The 16,120-nt window shown below is 71.0% G+C and carries 16 protein-coding genes; 8 read left to right on the forward strand and 8 right to left on the reverse strand.

Features of this window, described 5'->3' with window-relative positions:
- Nucleotides 1–12: 12 nt before the first annotated feature.
- From egtA to egtD, 4 genes are read left to right on the forward strand one after another with little or no spacing between them, the layout of a single operon-like run.
- A complete protein-coding gene (gene egtA, locus ACFWFI_RS19960) occupies nt 13–1,311 on the forward strand; it encodes an ergothioneine biosynthesis glutamate--cysteine ligase EgtA (protein ID WP_387391783.1) in 1,299 nt (432 codons plus the stop codon).
- Nucleotides 1,308–2,648 carry an ergothioneine biosynthesis protein EgtB gene (gene egtB, locus ACFWFI_RS19965; protein ID WP_387391785.1) on the forward strand — a complete coding sequence of 447 codons (1,341 nt, stop codon included), beginning with the start codon at nt 1,308–1,310 and terminating at the stop codon, nt 2,646–2,648. The genes egtA and egtB overlap by 4 nt, the downstream gene beginning before the upstream one ends.
- Complete coding sequence (gene egtC, locus ACFWFI_RS19970; RefSeq protein ID WP_387391787.1) at nt 2,648–3,403, forward strand: ergothioneine biosynthesis protein EgtC; 756 nt, start codon at nt 2,648–2,650, stop codon at nt 3,401–3,403. Before egtB ends, egtC begins: the two co-directional genes overlap by 1 nt.
- Complete coding sequence (gene egtD, locus ACFWFI_RS19975; protein WP_387391790.1) at nt 3,400–4,362, forward strand: L-histidine N(alpha)-methyltransferase; 963 nt, start codon at nt 3,400–3,402, stop codon at nt 4,360–4,362. The genes egtC and egtD overlap by 4 nt, the downstream gene beginning before the upstream one ends.
- Here egtD and ACFWFI_RS19980 read toward each other — a convergent pair.
- From ACFWFI_RS19980 to ACFWFI_RS19990, 3 genes are all read right to left on the reverse strand, one after another.
- Entirely contained in the window at nt 4,305–5,144 is an 840-nt protein-coding gene (locus tag ACFWFI_RS19980; protein WP_387391792.1) for a lysophospholipid acyltransferase family protein, read from the reverse strand. The genes egtD and ACFWFI_RS19980 overlap by 58 nt on opposite strands.
- Nucleotides 5,141–5,938: a GNAT family N-acetyltransferase gene (locus tag ACFWFI_RS19985; RefSeq protein ID WP_387391795.1), complete on the reverse strand. Its 798-nt coding sequence runs from the start codon at nt 5,936–5,938 to the stop codon at nt 5,141–5,143. Before ACFWFI_RS19985 ends, ACFWFI_RS19980 begins: the two co-directional genes overlap by 4 nt.
- Nucleotides 5,939–6,112: 174 nt before the next feature.
- Nucleotides 6,113–7,366 (reverse strand): extracellular solute-binding protein, encoded by a 1,254-nt coding sequence (locus tag ACFWFI_RS19990; RefSeq protein ID WP_387391798.1) that lies wholly within the window; start codon nt 7,364–7,366, stop codon nt 6,113–6,115.
- A 205-nt stretch (nt 7,367–7,571) separates the two neighbouring features.
- Between ACFWFI_RS19990 and ACFWFI_RS19995 the strand changes: the two genes are divergently transcribed.
- Nucleotides 7,572–7,787 (forward strand): dodecin, encoded by a 216-nt coding sequence (locus tag ACFWFI_RS19995; RefSeq protein ID WP_277330539.1) that lies wholly within the window; start codon nt 7,572–7,574, stop codon nt 7,785–7,787.
- A 39-nt stretch (nt 7,788–7,826) separates the two neighbouring features.
- Here the strand turns inward: ACFWFI_RS19995 and ACFWFI_RS20000 are convergent, their stop codons facing one another.
- On the reverse strand, nt 7,827–8,315 hold the full coding sequence (locus ACFWFI_RS20000) for a phosphatase domain-containing protein (RefSeq protein WP_387391801.1): 489 nt from the start codon (nt 8,313–8,315) through the stop codon (nt 7,827–7,829).
- Nucleotides 8,316–8,445: 130 nt separating this feature from the next.
- On the reverse strand, nt 8,446–8,772 hold the full coding sequence (locus ACFWFI_RS20005; RefSeq protein WP_387391804.1) for a plasmid stabilization protein: 327 nt from the start codon (nt 8,770–8,772) through the stop codon (nt 8,446–8,448).
- Between the two features lie 208 nt (nt 8,773–8,980).
- Between ACFWFI_RS20005 and ACFWFI_RS20010 the strand changes: the two genes are divergently transcribed.
- Together ACFWFI_RS20010 and ACFWFI_RS20015 are read left to right on the forward strand one after the other, a co-directional pair.
- The gene (locus ACFWFI_RS20010) at nt 8,981–9,172 is read left to right on the forward strand and encodes a DUF6381 family protein (RefSeq protein WP_387391807.1); all 192 of its coding nucleotides are present in this window, start codon (nt 8,981–8,983) and stop codon (nt 9,170–9,172) included.
- Between the two features lie 98 nt (nt 9,173–9,270).
- Entirely contained in the window at nt 9,271–11,694 is a 2,424-nt protein-coding gene (locus tag ACFWFI_RS20015; protein WP_387391809.1) for an excinuclease ABC subunit UvrA, read from the forward strand.
- Nucleotides 11,695–11,713: 19 nt separating this feature from the next.
- On the opposite strand, the gene ACFWFI_RS20020 is transcribed toward ACFWFI_RS20015, so the two are convergent.
- Genes ACFWFI_RS20020 through ACFWFI_RS20030 form a run of 3 tightly spaced genes read right to left on the reverse strand, consistent with a single transcriptional unit; the run spans nt 11,714 to nt 15,115 of the window.
- Nucleotides 11,714–12,460, reverse strand: coding sequence for a succinate dehydrogenase/fumarate reductase iron-sulfur subunit (locus ACFWFI_RS20020; protein WP_387391812.1), 747 nt, complete (start codon nt 12,458–12,460; stop codon nt 11,714–11,716).
- Complete coding sequence (locus ACFWFI_RS20025) at nt 12,457–14,406, reverse strand: fumarate reductase/succinate dehydrogenase flavoprotein subunit (RefSeq protein ID WP_387391815.1); 1,950 nt, start codon at nt 14,404–14,406, stop codon at nt 12,457–12,459. Before ACFWFI_RS20025 ends, ACFWFI_RS20020 begins: the two co-directional genes overlap by 4 nt.
- Before the next feature lies 1 nt (nt 14,407).
- Complete coding sequence (locus ACFWFI_RS20030; RefSeq protein WP_387391817.1) at nt 14,408–15,115, reverse strand: succinate dehydrogenase; 708 nt, start codon at nt 15,113–15,115, stop codon at nt 14,408–14,410.
- Nucleotides 15,116–15,211: 96 nt separating this feature from the next.
- Between ACFWFI_RS20030 and ACFWFI_RS20035 the strand changes: the two genes are divergently transcribed.
- A partial coding sequence (locus tag ACFWFI_RS20035) for a LysR family transcriptional regulator (RefSeq protein WP_387391820.1) occupies nt 15,212–16,120 on the forward strand: 909 nt, incomplete at its 3' end.

The following is a 16,120-nucleotide window of genomic DNA, read 5'->3' on the forward strand; positions in this document are numbered from 1 at the left end:
AGGAGGCCCAGCATGCCCCCGGACACTCTCGGCCAGCACGGCCCGCCCATCGACGCGGCGCCCCTCGGCGAGGAAGAGGCGGAGGATCTGCTCCGCGGCATATGTTTCAAGACGGGACCTCCCCGGACGGTCGGTGTGGAGCTGGAATGGCTCATTCACGACCGTGAACATCCCGAGGTCGCCGTCTCCCACGACCGCCTGCGCGCTGCGGCCGACGCGGTGCGCGCGACCCCACTGGACGCTGCACTGACCTTCGAACCGGGTGGTCAGCTGGAGCTGAGTTCCCAGCCCAAGGGTTCCCTCATGGCCTGCGTCGACGCCACGGCTGCCGATCTGGCCTCCGTGCGCGACACCCTCGGCCGGTCCGGGCTGACGTTGGCCGGAATCGGTGTGGACCCGTGGCATCCGCCCCGTCGACTGCTGCGTGAGCCGCGTTACGACGCCATGGAGGCCGCGCTCGACCGGTCGGGTTCCGCCGGCCGCGCCATGATGTGCACCTCCGCCTCCGTCCAGGTCTGCCTGGACGCCGGTGAGGAGGAGCCGGGTCCGCTGGGCTACGGGCGGCGCTGGCAGCTCGGGCATCTGCTGGGCGCGGTGCTGGTGGCCGCGTTCGCCAATTCGCCGTTCCGGCAGGGCCGGCGCACCGGCTGGCAGTCGACCCGGCAGTCGCTGTGGGCCGATCTCGATCCGGCCAGGACGCTCGCGCCGCAGGGCCGTCTCGCGCCCCGGGACGCATGGGCCGCCCATGTGCTCGCGACCCCCGTGATGTGCGTCCGGAACGGCGACGGCCCATGGGTCGTGCCCGACGCCCTGACCTTCCGGGACTGGATCCGCGGCGGTGGGCCTCGGCCGCCCGTGCGGGCAGATCTCGACTACCACCTCACCACACTGTTCCCGCCGGTGCGCCCGCGCGGGCACCTGGAGCTGCGCATGATCGACGCCCAGTCCGGCACCGACGGCTGGCTGGTGCCCCTGGCCGTCACCACGGCTCTGTTCGACGACCCGGAAGCGGCAGAAACCGTGTACCGCACCGTGAAGCCTCTCGCCGAGACGGCGGGCCTGCCGCCCGCGCCCCGTAATCCGCTCTGGACGGCTGCCGCCCGCGACGGGCTGGGCGATCCGGAGCTGGCGGCAGCGGCAGCGGTCTGCTTCACGGCCGCGCTGGAGGCGCTGCCCCGGATCGGGGCGAGTGACCACGTCCTCGCGACGGTCGCCGCCTTCCACGAGCGCTATGTGGCCCGGGGCCGATGTCCGGCCGATGATCTTCCCGACCCGGCACAGGCGCCTCACGGAAAGGGCTTGGTCCGATGACTGACACACCTGCTCCGCACACCGGCCGGGAGCTCGACGCGGAGGCACTGCGTGAGCGCGCCCTGGCCGCGCTCCTCACCGCCCGCGAGCGCACCGCCCTGCTCACCGACAGCGTCGACGACCACGACCTCACCGCACAGCACTCCCCCTTGATGTCGCCCCTGGTCTGGGACCTCGCGCACATCGGGAACCAGGAGGAGCTGTGGCTGCTCCGGGCCGTGGGCGGCCACGAGGCGCTGCGCCCCGAGATCGACGGGCTGTACGACGCCTTCGAGCACTCCCGGGCCAGCCGGCCCTCGCTGCCCCTGCTGGCACCCGCGGAGGCACGCACATACGCCGCCGACGTACGGGGCCGGGCCCTGGACATCCTCGGCGGCGCCCCACTGCACGGCGAGGGCCGTCCGCTGGAGCGTGCGGGGTTCGCCTTCGGCATGGTCGCCCAGCACGAACAACAGCACGACGAAACGATGCTGATCACCCATCAGCTCCGCTCGGGGCCGGCGGTGCTCAGCGCTCCGGAGCCTCCGGAGCCCGTCGACTCCGTCACGCTGCCCGCCGAAGTGCTGGTTCCCGGGGGCCCCTTCACCATGGGGACCTCCACCGAACCCTGGGCTCTGGACAACGAACGGCCGGCACACCGGCGCGAAGTGGCGGCATTCCACATCGACACCACCCCGGTCACGTGCGGCGCGTACCAGGCCTTCATCGAGGACGGCGGCTACACCGACGAGCGCTGGTGGGCGCCCGAGGGCTGGGCGATGATCCGCGAACACGACCTGAACGCCCCCTTGTTCTGGCACCGGGACGCCGGACAGTGGCTGCGGCGGCGCTTCGGGGTGACCGAGCCCGTGCGGGCGGACGAGCCGGTGCTCCATGTCAGCTGGTACGAGGCGGACGCGTACGCCCGCTGGGCGGGCCGACGCCTGCCGACCGAGCCGGAGTGGGAGAAGGCCGCCCGTCACGACCCGGTGTCAGGACGCTCACTGCGCTACCCCTGGGGCGACGAGGACCCGACACCCGAGCGGGCCAATCTGGGCCAGCACCATCTGCGGCCGGCCGCCGCCGGTGCGTACGCGGACGGACGGTCCCCGGCCGGCGCGGGCCAGCTGATCGGCGATGTGTGGGAATGGACGTCGAGCGACTTCCTGCCCTATCCCGGCTTCGTCGCGTTCCCGTACCGCGAGTACTCGGAGGTGTTCTTCGGCCCCGGGCACAAGGTGCTGCGCGGCGGTTCGTTCGCCGTGGACCCGGTCGCCTGCCGCGGCACGTTCCGCAACTGGGACCTTCCGGTCCGGCGCCAGATCTTCTCCGGCTTCCGCACGGCGAGGGATGCCTGATGTGCCGCCATATCGCTTATCTGGGGCCGCAGGTGGCGCTGGGAGAGGTGCTCGTCTCCCCCGCTCACGGGCTCGTGCGTCAGTCCTGGGAACCCCGGCGTCAGCGGAACGGCACGGTCAACGCCGACGGGTTCGGGGTCGGCTGGTACGCGGAGGGGGACCCCGTCCCCGGACGCTACCGTCGCAGCGGTCCGGTCTGGGGCGACGAGACCTTCGCCGACCTGTCCCGCGTGGTGCGCAGCACGGCGCTGCTCGCCGCCGTCCGTGACGCGACGTTCGCGGGGGCCGACGGGGAGGCCGCCGCCGCACCCTTCGCCGAGGGACGTCTGCTGTTCAGCCACAACGGCGCGGTCCGGGGCTGGCCCGGCTCACTGGCGCCGCTGGCCGCAGGGCTGCCGCCCGAGAGGCTGCTGGCCCTGGCGGCGCGGAGCGATTCGGCGCTGATCTGGGCGCTGGTGCTCCATCGGACGGCGCAGGGTGACGAGATAGCGCAGGCGGTCGCCGACACGGTTCTCGATGCCGGCGCCGCCGCCCCGGGCTCACGCCTCAATCTGCTGCTCACCGACGGTTCCACCATCGTGGCGACCACATGGGGCGACTCCCTCTGGTATCTCCACGAACCGGGCCACCGCACGGTGGTGGCCTCGGAGCCGTACGACGACGATCCGTACTGGCGCGAGGTCCCGGACCGCACCCTGCTGGCCGCGACGCGCACCGATGTCCTTCTGACCCCGCTCAAGGAGCCCACCGCGTGAGTCCCTTCCTGCTGACCCGCACCCTGCCTGCGGACGCGACGGACGCGGCGCTGCGCGCCGATGTGCTGAGCGGTCTGACGCGGCAACCGAAGACACTGCCTCCCAAATGGTTCTACGACGCGCGCGGCAGTGACCTCTTCGAGGAGATCACCCGGCTGGCCGAGTACTACCCGACGCGTGCCGAACGGGAGATCTTGATCGCCCGTGCCGGTGACATCGCGGCGGCGTCCGGGGCGCGCACCCTGATCGAGCTGGGCTCGGGCTCTTCGGAGAAGACGAGGCATCTGCTGGACGCGCTGCCGGAGCTTCACACGTACGTGCCGGTCGATGTCAGCGAGAGTGCTCTCAAGGGCGCGGCCGAGGCGCTGCTGGCCGAGCGTCCGGGGCTCTCCGTGCACGCGCTCGTCGCCGACTTCACGCACGTCCTGGAGCTGCCCGAGAGCCCCGGACCGCGGCTGGTGGTGTTCCTCGGCGGGACGCTGGGCAATCTGCTTCCCGAGGAGCGCGCCGAGTTCCTGCGGTCCGTGCGTGCGCGGCTCGCGCCCGGGGACGGGCTGCTGCTCGGCACGGACCTGGTCAAGGACGAGGCGACCCTCGTCGCGGCGTACGACGACGCGGCCGGGGTGACGGCCGCGTTCAACAAGAACGTCCTGGCGGTGGTGAACCGTGAGCTGGGGGCGGACTTCCCGCCCGACGACTTCGCCCATGTGGCCCTCTGGGACCCGGACCAGGAGTGGGTCGAGATGCGGTTGCGCGCCCGCCGGGCGCTGACGGTGAAGATCCGGGAGCTGGATCTCGTGGTGCAGTTCGAGGAGGGCGAGGAACTGCGCACTGAGATCTCGGCGAAGTTCCGTGAGGAGAGGGTGCGGGAGGAGCTGGCCGCGGCGGGTCTGCGGCTGGATCAGTGGTGGACGGACGCGGCGGGCAGGTTCGCACTGTCGCTGGCGACGGCGGACTGAGCCACCCGCGCCAGTGCCCGCCGGTCGGGCTCACCACCGGCGGGGACCGGCGGCAGGATCCGGATCTCGGCGGTGAGCCCGGCGGCGGTCACCACGCGCCACAGCGAGGCGGCGAGCGGGTCGTCCCCGACGAACGCGGCGGCTCCCGCCGTGTCCGTCTCCGCCGTCCGGTAGCTGATGCGGACCGGGCGGACGGCGGAGCCGGCGTCGATCGCCGCCTGGAAGGCGGCGGGCCTGAACCGGCCTCCGCCGCTCCGGCCGCACCAGGTGCTGCCCTGCGGGAACACCGCCACCCGTGATCCGGAGGCCAGCGCCCCGGAGAGGGACCGCACCGCGTGCGGCAGGGCCCGCAGCCGGTCGCGCTCGATGAACAGCGTGCCGCCGAGCGCGGCGAACGGTCCGAGCAGCGGCCAGCTCCGTATCTCGCTCTTGGCGACCATCCGGGCGGGGAGCACGGCGGCCACGAGCGGGATGTCCAGCCACGAGACGTGGTTGGCGACCACGAGCTCGCCCGCCGGTGGCCGTGCCCGCTCCACCGCGCACCCGGTGACCCGTATGCGTACGCCGAAGGCCCGTACCACCGCGTACGCCCACCGGCGGATCAGCCGGTCGCGGTGCGACGGTGCCAGGAGCAGCACCGCGGGCACGGACAGCACCCCGAGGAAGGTGAGGGCGCACCCGGCGAGCAGCAGGGCCGCGGCGGGCAGCGGCGCACGCCTGGCGCCCTCGTGGTGCGCGCAGCCGCGCGGGGTGCAGGGGGCGACCGGCAGCCAGGCACTCATCGCAGCGGGGCGAGCGAGAGGAAGTGGCGCAGGTAGCGCGGGTCGGTGCGGTGCATGGAGAGCAGGACGTAGAGGTCCGCGACGTTGAAGTCCGGGTCGTGGGCGGGGGCGCCGCAGACCCAGGCGCCGAGACGCAGATAGCCGCGCAGCAGCGGCGGCAGCCCGGCGCGGCCGCCCTCGCCGCCCCCGGTGTGGCCGCTGGTGTCCCAGAGACGGTGAGGGGTGACCCAATACTCCTCGGGAGCCAGGTTGTGGGTCCGCACGGTGTCCCAGCTCCTGGCGGCCAGCGCCCCTCCGTCGGCCAGGGGTACGGAGCAGCAGCCGGCCAGCCAGGTGTGGCCGGTGCGCTCCATGTAGCGGGCGAGTCCGGCCCATATCAGGGCGATGACGGCACCGTCCCTGTGGGCCGGGTGTACGCAGGACCTCCCCACCTCGACGAGGTCGTCGCGGATCGGGCCGAGCCGCCCGAGGTCGAACTCGCTCTCCGCGTAGAGGCCGCCTGCGAGCCTGGCCCCCTCGGGCGGCAGCAGCCGATAGGTGGCGACCACCTCTCCGGTGGCCACCTCACGCACCAGCAGGTGGTCGCAGTAGGCGTCGAAGAAGTCGCTGTCCAGGCCGGGTTCGGCGCTGTCGAGCCGGGCGCCGAGCTCTCCGGCGAACACCAGGTGGCGCAGGCGCTGGGCCGCGCGTACGTCGTCCTGGCAGGTGGCCAGGGAGACCCGGTATCCCGAGGGGGTGGCGGACGTACGCGGCGCGGGTACGCCGGCGGGAGAGGCGAGGGGGAGCACGGTCATGGCGGTCTCCGGGGACGGATCGGCAGGGCGGCTGCCGGGCATTCGCGGGAGTGCGACGGCCCGGCCCCCTACTTCTTCCGTGGCCGGCTGGATTCGACATGACCGCTGTGGAGCGAAGGGATGTGCGACGGCTGAATCCCCGGCTCGCGGGGGGGCGCCCCCTCCCGGTCCTCGTCAGCCGCTGATCAGCTTGGACGTGATGCGGTCGGACGCCTTCTTCGCCTCTTCCGCCGGGTCGCCGCCCTCCAGCACCGCTGTCATGTACGGCTTGATCGGGTTGTCCGCCTCGACGGCCGCCCAGTAGGGCGAATTGGGGGTGGCGCGGCCCTCGGTAGCGCCCTGCGCCATCGCGGAGGTCCCTTCCTGGCCTTCGACGACACTCGCGAGGGCGGGCTTGTTGGGCACGTAGCTCATGGCCCGGGCGAGCTCCGTCTGCCACTTCTCCCCCGCGAGGGCCTTGACGACCTCGATGCCCTCACCCCGCTGGTCGGCGCCTTCCGGCACGATCAGGTCGGACCCTCCGGTGAAGACGGCGCCCGGCTTCTTCGCGCTCTTGCCGGGAATGGGGAAGTAACCGAGCTTCCCCTTCAGTTCGGGGTTCTGCTGTTCGATGAGTGCGGCGCTGCCGGGCACGGAGATGATCTGGGCGACATTGCCCTCGGCGAACACATCGGTCTCCGGGGGCGACTGCTCGTCGGCGTCCTTTGGTCCGCTGCCGAGCGCCTGGAGTTTCGTGTAGAAGTCCATGCCCCGCAGTGCGGCGGGCGAGTCGAGTGCGCCCTGCCAGTCACCGCCGCTGTCGTCGGCCAGCTCACCGCCCTCGTCCCAGATGAACCCGGCGAGTACGTACCAGTTCTGCCCGGCGAGGTAGATGCCCTGCTGGCCGGCGGTGTTCAGTCTCTCGCTGATGTCCACCCACTCGTCGCGCGTCGTGGGGAGTTCGGTGATCCCCGCCTGCGCGAAGAGTTCCTTGTTGTAGATCACGACGCGGTTCGCCGCGTACCAGGGGATTCCGTACTGTCCGCCGTTGACCTTGCCCGGTTCCGCGAGTCCCGGCAGCCAGGCCTCGCCGCCCAGGTCCCGCATCGATTCCAGGGTGAGATCGCGCAGTTCACCGCTCTCGGCGTACTGGGCGACCTGGGTGTTGCCGACCTCGATGACGTCCGGTGCGTCGTCGCCCTCGAGTGCCTTCAGGACCTTGGGGCCGATGCCGCCCCACTCCTGGAGGATGAACTCCAGTTCGACCGAGGGGTGCTCGGCCTCGTACGACTCCTTGAAGCGGTCGAGGAAGCTCTGCGAGGCGCTGCCCTTCATCAGCCACACCGTCACCGTGCTGCTGTCGGCACCCGCGCCAGGAAGGTAGCCGCAGCCGCTCAGCGCGACGGAGGAAACGAGCGCGACGGCTCCGGCCAGTATGCGGATCTTCACGGGGGCCACCTTCTGCGAAACGGCACGACGACATGACAGGACCCGGGTGGGGGGACTGCGGGCGGCGCTCGCACGGGCGTATGGACCGGAGTTTGGTATGGACCAATGGGCAGGTCAAGCCCCCTCCCTGACGCGGATCGCCGGGCGGATACCTCGCGCTCCGACCCGGAGTGAGGCACCGTGGAACCACGAAAGGAGACATTAGATGTCTAATCACACCTACCGGGTCACCGAGATCGTAGGAACCTCCGAGGAGGGTCTTGACGCGGCGATCCGGAACGGCGTCGCAAGAGCCTCCGAAACGTTGCACAATCTCGACTGGTTCGAGATGACGCAGGTCCGCGGCCACATCGAGGACGGTCGCATCGCCCACTACCAGGTGGGCCTCAAAGTCGGTTTCCGGCTCGACGAGAACGCCTGACCGGGTACGCCGCCGGTACCGGGCCCACGGCCGCTCGTCTCACGTACGGCCTTCGCGTTCCTGGGCGTTCTTCAGCGACGGCGGGGCGACGGTCCAACGGGCCCGTACGACCGTGAAACCGGCCTGCTCGGCCGCATCGCACACCAGCTCGTCGTCATCGACGAGGACGCGCACCTCGCGCTCCCGGCCCAGTCGTTCCAGGGTCTCCAGCTTGGTGCGGCGGGCCGGCCGCCGGTCGGCGTTGCGCCGCATATGGAGACTGCCCCCCGGCAGCCCGTGCCGCTCGAGCCAGGCCAGGGTGTCCCTGCGGCACCTCTCGGGCCGGCCGGTCAGATACACGACCTCGCACTCCTCGGCACTCGCCAGCACCAGGCTCACGCCTTCCTCCAGCGGAGGATCGTGGGGGGCCGCCGAGAAGAACCCGTCCCAGTCCCGCCGCGAGCCCTCCAGGAAGTGCTGCCGGTGGCCGCTGTCGGCAAGCGTTCCGTCAAGGTCGAATACGGCCAGCGGCCGGGTGTCGTCACTCACGGCGCCCAGCCTAGAAGGTGCTGTGCAGACACGACGAAAGGACCAGGCGGATCACGGGCCAGGACCTCGGCGGACGCCGCGTACCTGCGACGCGGTCGACAGGACGTTCTCGGCGGTGGGGTCCTGACCGTCAGCGTCCGAGGGCCTTGCGCAGCTGGTCCTTCGTCATCGAGGAGCGGCCCTCGACGTTGCGCTTCCTGGCCTCCTCGTACAGCTGGTCCTTCGTCGGCCCCTGCGCTCCGGTGTGGGAGCGCTGCCCGCCGCGCTCGGAGGACGATTTGGGGTCCCGGAGCGATGCGGGGCTCGCACTCCTGGACTCCCCCGAGCGGGCCCGCTCCTTGTTGACGGTGCGCGCCGCGATCTCCTCCGCGCGCTTCGTGGACGTGCCGCGCTTCTCGGCGCCCTCCTTGATGTGCTCGTACTGACGTTCGCGCTTGGAGCTGGATCCTGCGGGCATGACGCCTCTCCTCACTGTCGGACGGCGATGGTGCACCGCCGCACCGACTACCCCACACCTTCGCCCTCACGCATGCCGGGCGGGAGGTCCGAACGGGGCACGGGGCCGGACCGCCGGCAGGTCGCGGAGCGTGGTCGTTCGAGATGCAGGCGGGCCCCCGCACTGATTCGCTGAGGGTGTCCGCTCCCCCACAGATCCAGGAGTGATCATGAGCGTTGCAGGTGAGTCCGGCGGCCGTGCCCAGCAGCTGCGTGCCAAGGCGCAGGAACTGAACGAGGCCGCGGAACGCGCCACCGACCCGGAACAGCGGCAGCGGCTCCAGGACAAGGCCCGCCGCCTGCGGGAGCAGAGCGAGAAGGAGAGTTCCATGAACGACCGCGGCATGGACCCGATGGTGTAGGGCCTGCGCCCCACGCTGCCGGTGGTCCTCACGCGTGCGGGAGGATCACCGGCAGAGGCATGCCCACCCCGCCGATCCCCCACGGAGCCGTCCCACCGATGTCCACCCCACATGATCCGTACGTCCGGGTACGCGGCGCGCGCGAGCACAATCTCCGTGACGTGGACGTCGACATCCCGCGCGACACCCTCGCGGTCTTCACCGGCGTCTCGGGCTCGGGAAAGTCCTCCCTGGCGTTCGGGACGATCTACGCGGAGGCCCAGCGCCGCTATTTCGAGTCCGTCGCTCCCTACGCCCGGCGGCTGATCCATCAGGTCGGCGCGCCCGATGTCGGTGAGATCACCGGTCTGCCGCCCGCCGTCTCCTTGGAACAGCGCAGGTCGGCACCCGGGTCCCGCTCCTCGGTGGGCACGGTCACCACGCTGTCGAACTCCCTGCGCATGCTCTTCTCCCGTGCCGGTGACTATCCGCCCGGTGCCGAGCGGCTCGACTCCGACTCCTTCTCACCGAACACGGCGGCCGGGGCCTGCCCCGAGTGCCACGGCCTGGGGCTGATCCACCGCACCACCGAGGAACTGCTCGTACCGGACGCGTCGTTGTCGATCCGGGAGGGAGCGATCGCGGCCTGGCCGGGAGCCTGGCAGGGCAAGAACCTGCGCGATGTGCTCGACGCCCTCGGGTACGACGTCGGGCGTCCGTGGCGGGAGCTGGAGCCGGCGGACCGCGAATGGATCCTGTTCACCGACGAGCAGCCGGTGGTCACCGTCCATCCGGTGCGTGACGCGGGCCGTATCCAACGCCCGTACCAGGGTACGTACATGAGCGCACGGCGCTATGTGATGCACACCTTCGCGGACTCCAGGAGCCGGACGCTGCGGGCGAAGGCGGAGCGCTTCCTGTCGAGCGCCCCCTGTCCGGTGTGCGGGGGCAGCAGGCTGCGGCGGGAGGCGCTGGCGGTCACCTTCGCTGGCCGTACGATCGCCGACTTCGTCGCACTCCCGCTCACCGCCCTCACCGAGGTGCTGCTGGAGGCGGGCGGCGGGAGCGACACCGCACGGGTGCTCACGGCCGACCTGCTGGCCAGGATCGAGCCGGTCACGGAGCTGGGTCTCGGCTATCTCAGCCTCGACCGTACGGCCCCGACCCTGTCCTCGGGCGAACTGCAGCGGCTGCGGCTCGCCACCCAGCTGCGTTCGGGGCTGTTCGGTGTCGTCTATGTGCTGGACGAGCCGTCGGCGGGCCTCCACCCCGCCGACACGGAGTCACTGCTCGGGGTGCTCGGCAGGCTCAAGCAGGCGGGGAACTCTGTGTTCGTGGTGGAGCACCAGATGGATGTGGTGCGGCAGGCCGACTGGCTGGTGGATGTGGGACCGCTGGCGGGCGAGCACGGAGGCCGGGTCCTGCACAGCGGTCCTCCGGCGGACCTCGCCGAGGTGGCGGGATCCGCGACCCGGCGGTTCCTCTTCGACGAGGACCCGGCGCCCGCGCGTGAGCCGCGCGACCCGTCCGGGTGGATCACGCTGCGCGGGGTGGACCTGCACAACGTGCGGGATGTCGACGCCGCGTTCCCGCTCGGTGTGCTGACGGCGGTCACCGGTGTGTCGGGATCGGGCAAGTCCACCCTCGTCGGCCAGGTGCTGGCAGGTGTGCTCGCCGACCGGCGGTCGGCGGAGTCGGCCGAGGCTCCCGCGCCGGCCGCTCGGGGTTGCGCGTCGGCGGAGGGCCTGGACGCGGTGGACCGGCTCGTGCAGGTCGACCAGCGACCCATCGGCCGTACGCCCCGGTCCAACCTGGCCACGTACACAGGGCTCTTCGACGTCGTACGGAAGCTCTTCGCCGACACGGAGACCGCACGGGCCCGGAAGTACCGGGCGGGCCGGTTCTCCTTCAATGTGGCGGGCGGGCGGTGCGAGACCTGCCAGGGCGAGGGGTTCGTCTCGGTCGAGCTGCTCTTCCTGCCCAGTACGTACGCTCCCTGCCCGGACTGTCACGGCGCGCGCTACAACCCGCGGACCCTCGACGTCACCTTGCGTGGACTCACGATCGCCGAGGTGCTGGACCTGACGGTGAAGGCGGCGGCCGGGTTCCTCGCCGGGACTCCGGCGGCCGAGCGCAGTCTGCGGGCCCTCCTCGACGTCGGGCTCGGCTATCTGCGCCTGGGCCAGCCGGCGACTGAGCTGTCGGGCGGTGAGGCGCAGCGGATCAAACTCGCCACGGAGTTCCAGCGTGCCCGGCGGGGACACACCCTCTATCTGCTGGACGAGCCGACGACGGGGCTGCACCCGGCTGATGTGGAGGTGCTGATGCGGCAGTTGCACGGTCTCGTGGACGCGGGCAGCACCGTGGTGGTCGTGGAGCACGACATGGCGGTGGTGGCGGGTGCGGACCGGGTGATCGACCTGGGGCCGGGCGGAGGGGACCGGGGCGGCCGGATCGTCGCCACCGGCACGCCGCGGGAGGTCGCCCGCGCGGCGGGGAGCCGTACGGCCGCCTACCTTGCGAAGGCCCTGCGGACCGGCTGACTCCCCCGCGGCGTCGCGGTCAGCGGCGCACCTTGCGGTTGGCGCGCAGCCACTCCTTGTTCATCGCGGTGATCGACGGCAGAGGGATGCCCTTGGGGCATGCCGTGGCGCACTCGCCGGTGAGGGTGCATCCGCCGAATCCCTCGTCGTCCATCGTGGCGACCATGTCGAGCACCCGGGTCTCCCGCTCGGGGGCCCCCTGCGGGAGCACGTTGAGGTGGTTGACCTTGGCGGAGGTGAAGAGCATCGCCGAGCCGTTCGGGCAGGCGGCGACGCAGGCGCCGCAGCCGATGCACTCGGCGTGCTCGAAGGCCGAGTCGGCGTCCGGCTTGGGCACCGGCGTGGCATGGGCGTCGGGCGCGGTGCCGGTGGGTGCGGAGATGTATCCGCCGGCCTGGATGATCCGGTCGAAGGATGAGCGGTCGACGACGAGGTCCTTGACGACCGGGAAGGCCGAGGCCCGCCACGGCTCGATGTCGATCGTGTCGCCGTCGTCGAAGGACCGCATGTGGAGCTGGCAGGTGGTGGTCCGCTCCGGGCCGTGGGCATCGCCGTTGATGACGAGGCTGCACGCGCCGCAGATGCCTTCACGGCAGTCGTGGTCGAAGGCGACGGGCTCGTCCCCGCTGAGGATGAGCTCCTCGTTGAGGGTGTCGAGCATCTCCAGGAACGACATGTCCTGCGAGATGCCGTCGACTTCGTAGGTGGCCATGGCGCCGGGCGCCTCGGCGTTCTGCTGGCGCCAGACGCGCAGGGTGAGCTTCATGCGTAGCTCCGCTGAGTGGGGTGGACGTACTCGAAGACGAGGTCTTCCTTGTGCAGGACGGGGGCGTCGCCGGTGGCGCTGAACTCCCAGGCCGCGGCGTAGGAGAACTCCTCGTCCCGGCGGGCGGCTTCGCCGTCCGGGGTCTGCGACTCCTCGCGGAAGTGGCCGCCGCAGGATTCGGCGCGGTGCAGCGCGTCGAGGCACATGAGCTCGGCGAGCTCCAGGTAGTCGACGACGCGATTGGCCTTCTCCAGCGACTGGTTGAACTGCTCGCCGGTGCCGGGCACCTTGATGCGGCGCCAGAACTCCTCGCGGATCTCCGGGATCCGGTCGAGGGCCTTGCGGAGCCCTTCCTCGGTGCGGGCCATCCCGCAGAACTCCCACATGAGTTCGCCGATCTCACGGTGGAAGGAGTCCGGGGTGCGGTCCCCGTCGACCGCGAGGAGGAGGTTGAGCCTGTCCTCGGTCTCGGCGACGGCCTCTGTGACCGCCGGGTGTCCGGCGTCGATCTCCTCGGCGTGCGGGTTGCGGGCCAGGTAGTCGTTGATGGTCGACGGCAGGACGAAGTAGCCGTCGGCGAGGCCCTGCATCAGCGCGGAGGCTCCGAGGCGGTTGGCCCCGTGGTCGGAGAAGTTGGCCTCACCGATGGCGAAGAGGCCGGGGATCGTGGTCTGGAGGTCGTAGTCGACCCAGAGCCCGCCCATCGTGTAGTGGACGGCGGGATAGATCCTCATCGGGGTCTCGTACGGATTCTCCGCGGTGATCCGCGCGTACATGTCGAAGAGGTTGCCGTACTTCTCCTCGACCTTCTTCCTGCCCATGCGCCCGATGGCCTCGGCGAAGTCGAGGTAGACGCCCTGGCCGCCGGGCCCGACGCCGCGGCCCTCGTCGCAGACGTTCTTCGCCGCGCGGGAGGCGATGTCTCGGGGCACGAGGTTGCCGAAGGCCGGGTAGATGCGCTCCAGGTAGTAGTCCCGCTCGTCCTCGGGGATCTGGTTCGCGGGGCGGTCGTCGCCCTTGGCCTTCGGGACCCAGATGCGCCCGTCGTTGCGCAGCGACTCACTCATCAGGGTCAGCTTCGACTGGTGGTCGCCGGTGCGCGGGATGCACGTGGGGTGGATCTGGGTGAAGCAGGGGTTCGCGAAGTAGGCACCCCGGCGATGGGCGCGCCAGATGGCGGTGGCGTTGGAGTTCATGGCGTTCGTCGACAGGTAGAAGACGTTGCCGTAGCCACCGCTGGCCAGGACCACCGCGTCGGCGAAGTAGGTGTCGATCCTCCCGGTGACGAGGTCGCGGGCCACGATGCCGCGGGCCTTGCCGTCGACGACGATCAGGTCGAGCATCTCCGTGCGGGAGTGCAGTTCGACGTTGCCGGCGGCGATCTGCCTGGAGAGCGCCTGGTAGGCGCCGAGGAGGAGCTGCTGCCCCGTCTGGCCGCGGGCGTAGAAGGTACGGGAGACCTGGACGCCGCCGAAGGAGCGGTTGTCGAGGAGGCCGCCGTACTCGCGGGCGAAGGGGACACCCTGGGCGACGCACTGGTCGATGATCTCCACGGAGATCTCGGCAAGACGGTGGACGTTGGACTCGCGGGCGCGGAAGTCGCCGCCCTTGACGGTGTCGTAGAAGAGACGGTGCACCGAGTCGCCGTCGTTGCGGTAGTTCTTGGCGGCGTTGATGCCGCCCTGCGCGGCGACGGAGTGGGCACGCCTGGGCGAGTCCTGGAAGCAGAACTGGACGACGTGGTAGCCCTGTTCGGCGAGCGTCGCTCCGGCCGAGCCGCCGGCCAGGCCGGTGCCGACGACGATCACGGTGTGCTTGCGGCGGTTGGCCGGGTTGACGAGCTTGGCCTCGAAGCGGCGGGTGTCCCAGCGCTCGGCGACGGGGCCCGAGGGCGCCTTGGCGTCGACGACGGGTTCGCCGGTGGGGTAGTTCGTGTAGTCGCTCATATCAGCTCACCACTCCGGTCATCACGGCGACGGGCACGGAGACGAAGCCGGCCGTCAGCACCACTGCGAGGACATTGGCGAGGGTCTTCAGGACGCGGTCCCGGGTCGCGCTGCCCACGCCGAGGGTCTGCGCGGCACTCCAGAATCCGTGCTGGACGTGCAGGCCCAGGGCGAGCACGGCGACGATGTAGATGACGTTGCCGTACCAGGTCGAGAAGGTGTCGAGCACGTTCTGGTACGGGTGCCCGGACTGGAATCCGCCGGTGTGCACCGTGCCCGTCGTGAGGTCCAGGATGTGCCAGACGATGAACAGCGCGAGGATGATGCCGCCGTAGCGCATGGTGCGCGTGGCATAGCTCGAGCGCGCCTTCTTGTGGACGTACGCCGTCGGGCGCGCCCTGAGGTCGCGGCGGCTCAGCTGGTACGCGGAGACCGCGTGCAGGACGACGGCCGCGACGAGCACCACGCGGATGATCCAAAGCGCCCACTCGTAGTGCAGGAAAGGCTCCCCGAGGGTCCGGAGCCAGTGCGCGTAGTGGTTGAACTCGCCGGATCCGAAGAAGATCTTCAGGTTGCCCAGCATGTGGACCGCCAGATAACCGAGCATGATCAGGCCGCTCACAGCCATGATCGTCTTCTTGCCGACGGACGAGTCCCAGAGCGTACGCGTCATGGACGGCCGTCGGTCCGTCCGCGTTGCCAATGCCATGGACACGACGCTAGAGGCGGAGGGCACCATCAGTCCAAGACATGAAATGACTCATCTCCATAGGCAACAGCTATGAAGTGCTCTATCGTCGGCTGTATGCACTTCCAGCAGCTCGCCTACTTCGTGGCCGTGGCCGAGGCCAGGCACTTCACCCGGGCCGCCGAGGAGGTGCACGTGTCACAGCCCTCCCTCTCCCAGCAGATCAAGGCCCTGGAGAACGAGCTGGGCGCGGAGCTGTTCAGCAGGGCGCGCGGCAACATCGGGCTGACCGACGCGGGCGAGGCGCTGCTGCCGCTCGCCCGCAGGATCCTGGCGGACGCGGACACCGCACGGCACGAGGTGCAGGAGCTGGTGCAGCTGCGCCGGGGGCGGATCAGGCTCGGCGCCACGCCGAGTGTCTGCACGGGGCTGCTCCCCGACGTGCTGCGCGCCTTCCACGGCGCCCACCCGGGGATCCAGCTCCTGATCGAGGAGGGCGGCTCCCACGACCTCGTACGGCAACTCGCCCGGGGCGCCCTGGATCTCGCGCTGCTCGTGCTGCCGCTGCCCGCCGGCTCCCCGGCGCTCACCACCATGGAGCTGCTGCACGAGGACCTGGTGGTGGTGTCATCGGCGTCCCGGCCCGCCCCGGGGCGGAAGGGCTCGGTGCACGTCGCCGACCTCGAGAACGAACCGCTGGTGATGTTCCGGCACGGATACGACCTGCGGGAGCTGACCGTCGCCGCGTGCCGCGCGGAGGGCTTCGAGCCCTCGTTCACCGTGGAGGGCGGCGAGATGGACGCCGTCCTGGGCTTCGTGCGTGCAGGGCTCGGGATCGCCGTCGTCCCCCGCATGGTCGCCGTGCGGGCGGGCCAGGACCTGCGGACGACGCCACTGGCCTCGCCGGGGCTGCGGCGGACCATCGGGCTCGCGCACCGCAGCGACGTCGAACCACCGCGTGCGGCGCGCGAGCTGCAGCGGATGCTCCTGGGGGCGGGGCCGCCCGCCGTGCCCTCAGCCGCCGAC

It is taken from the genome of Streptomyces sp. NPDC060209 (genome assembly GCF_042728155.1).
Classification (GTDB): Bacteria; Actinomycetota; Actinomycetes; order Streptomycetales; family Streptomycetaceae; genus Streptomyces.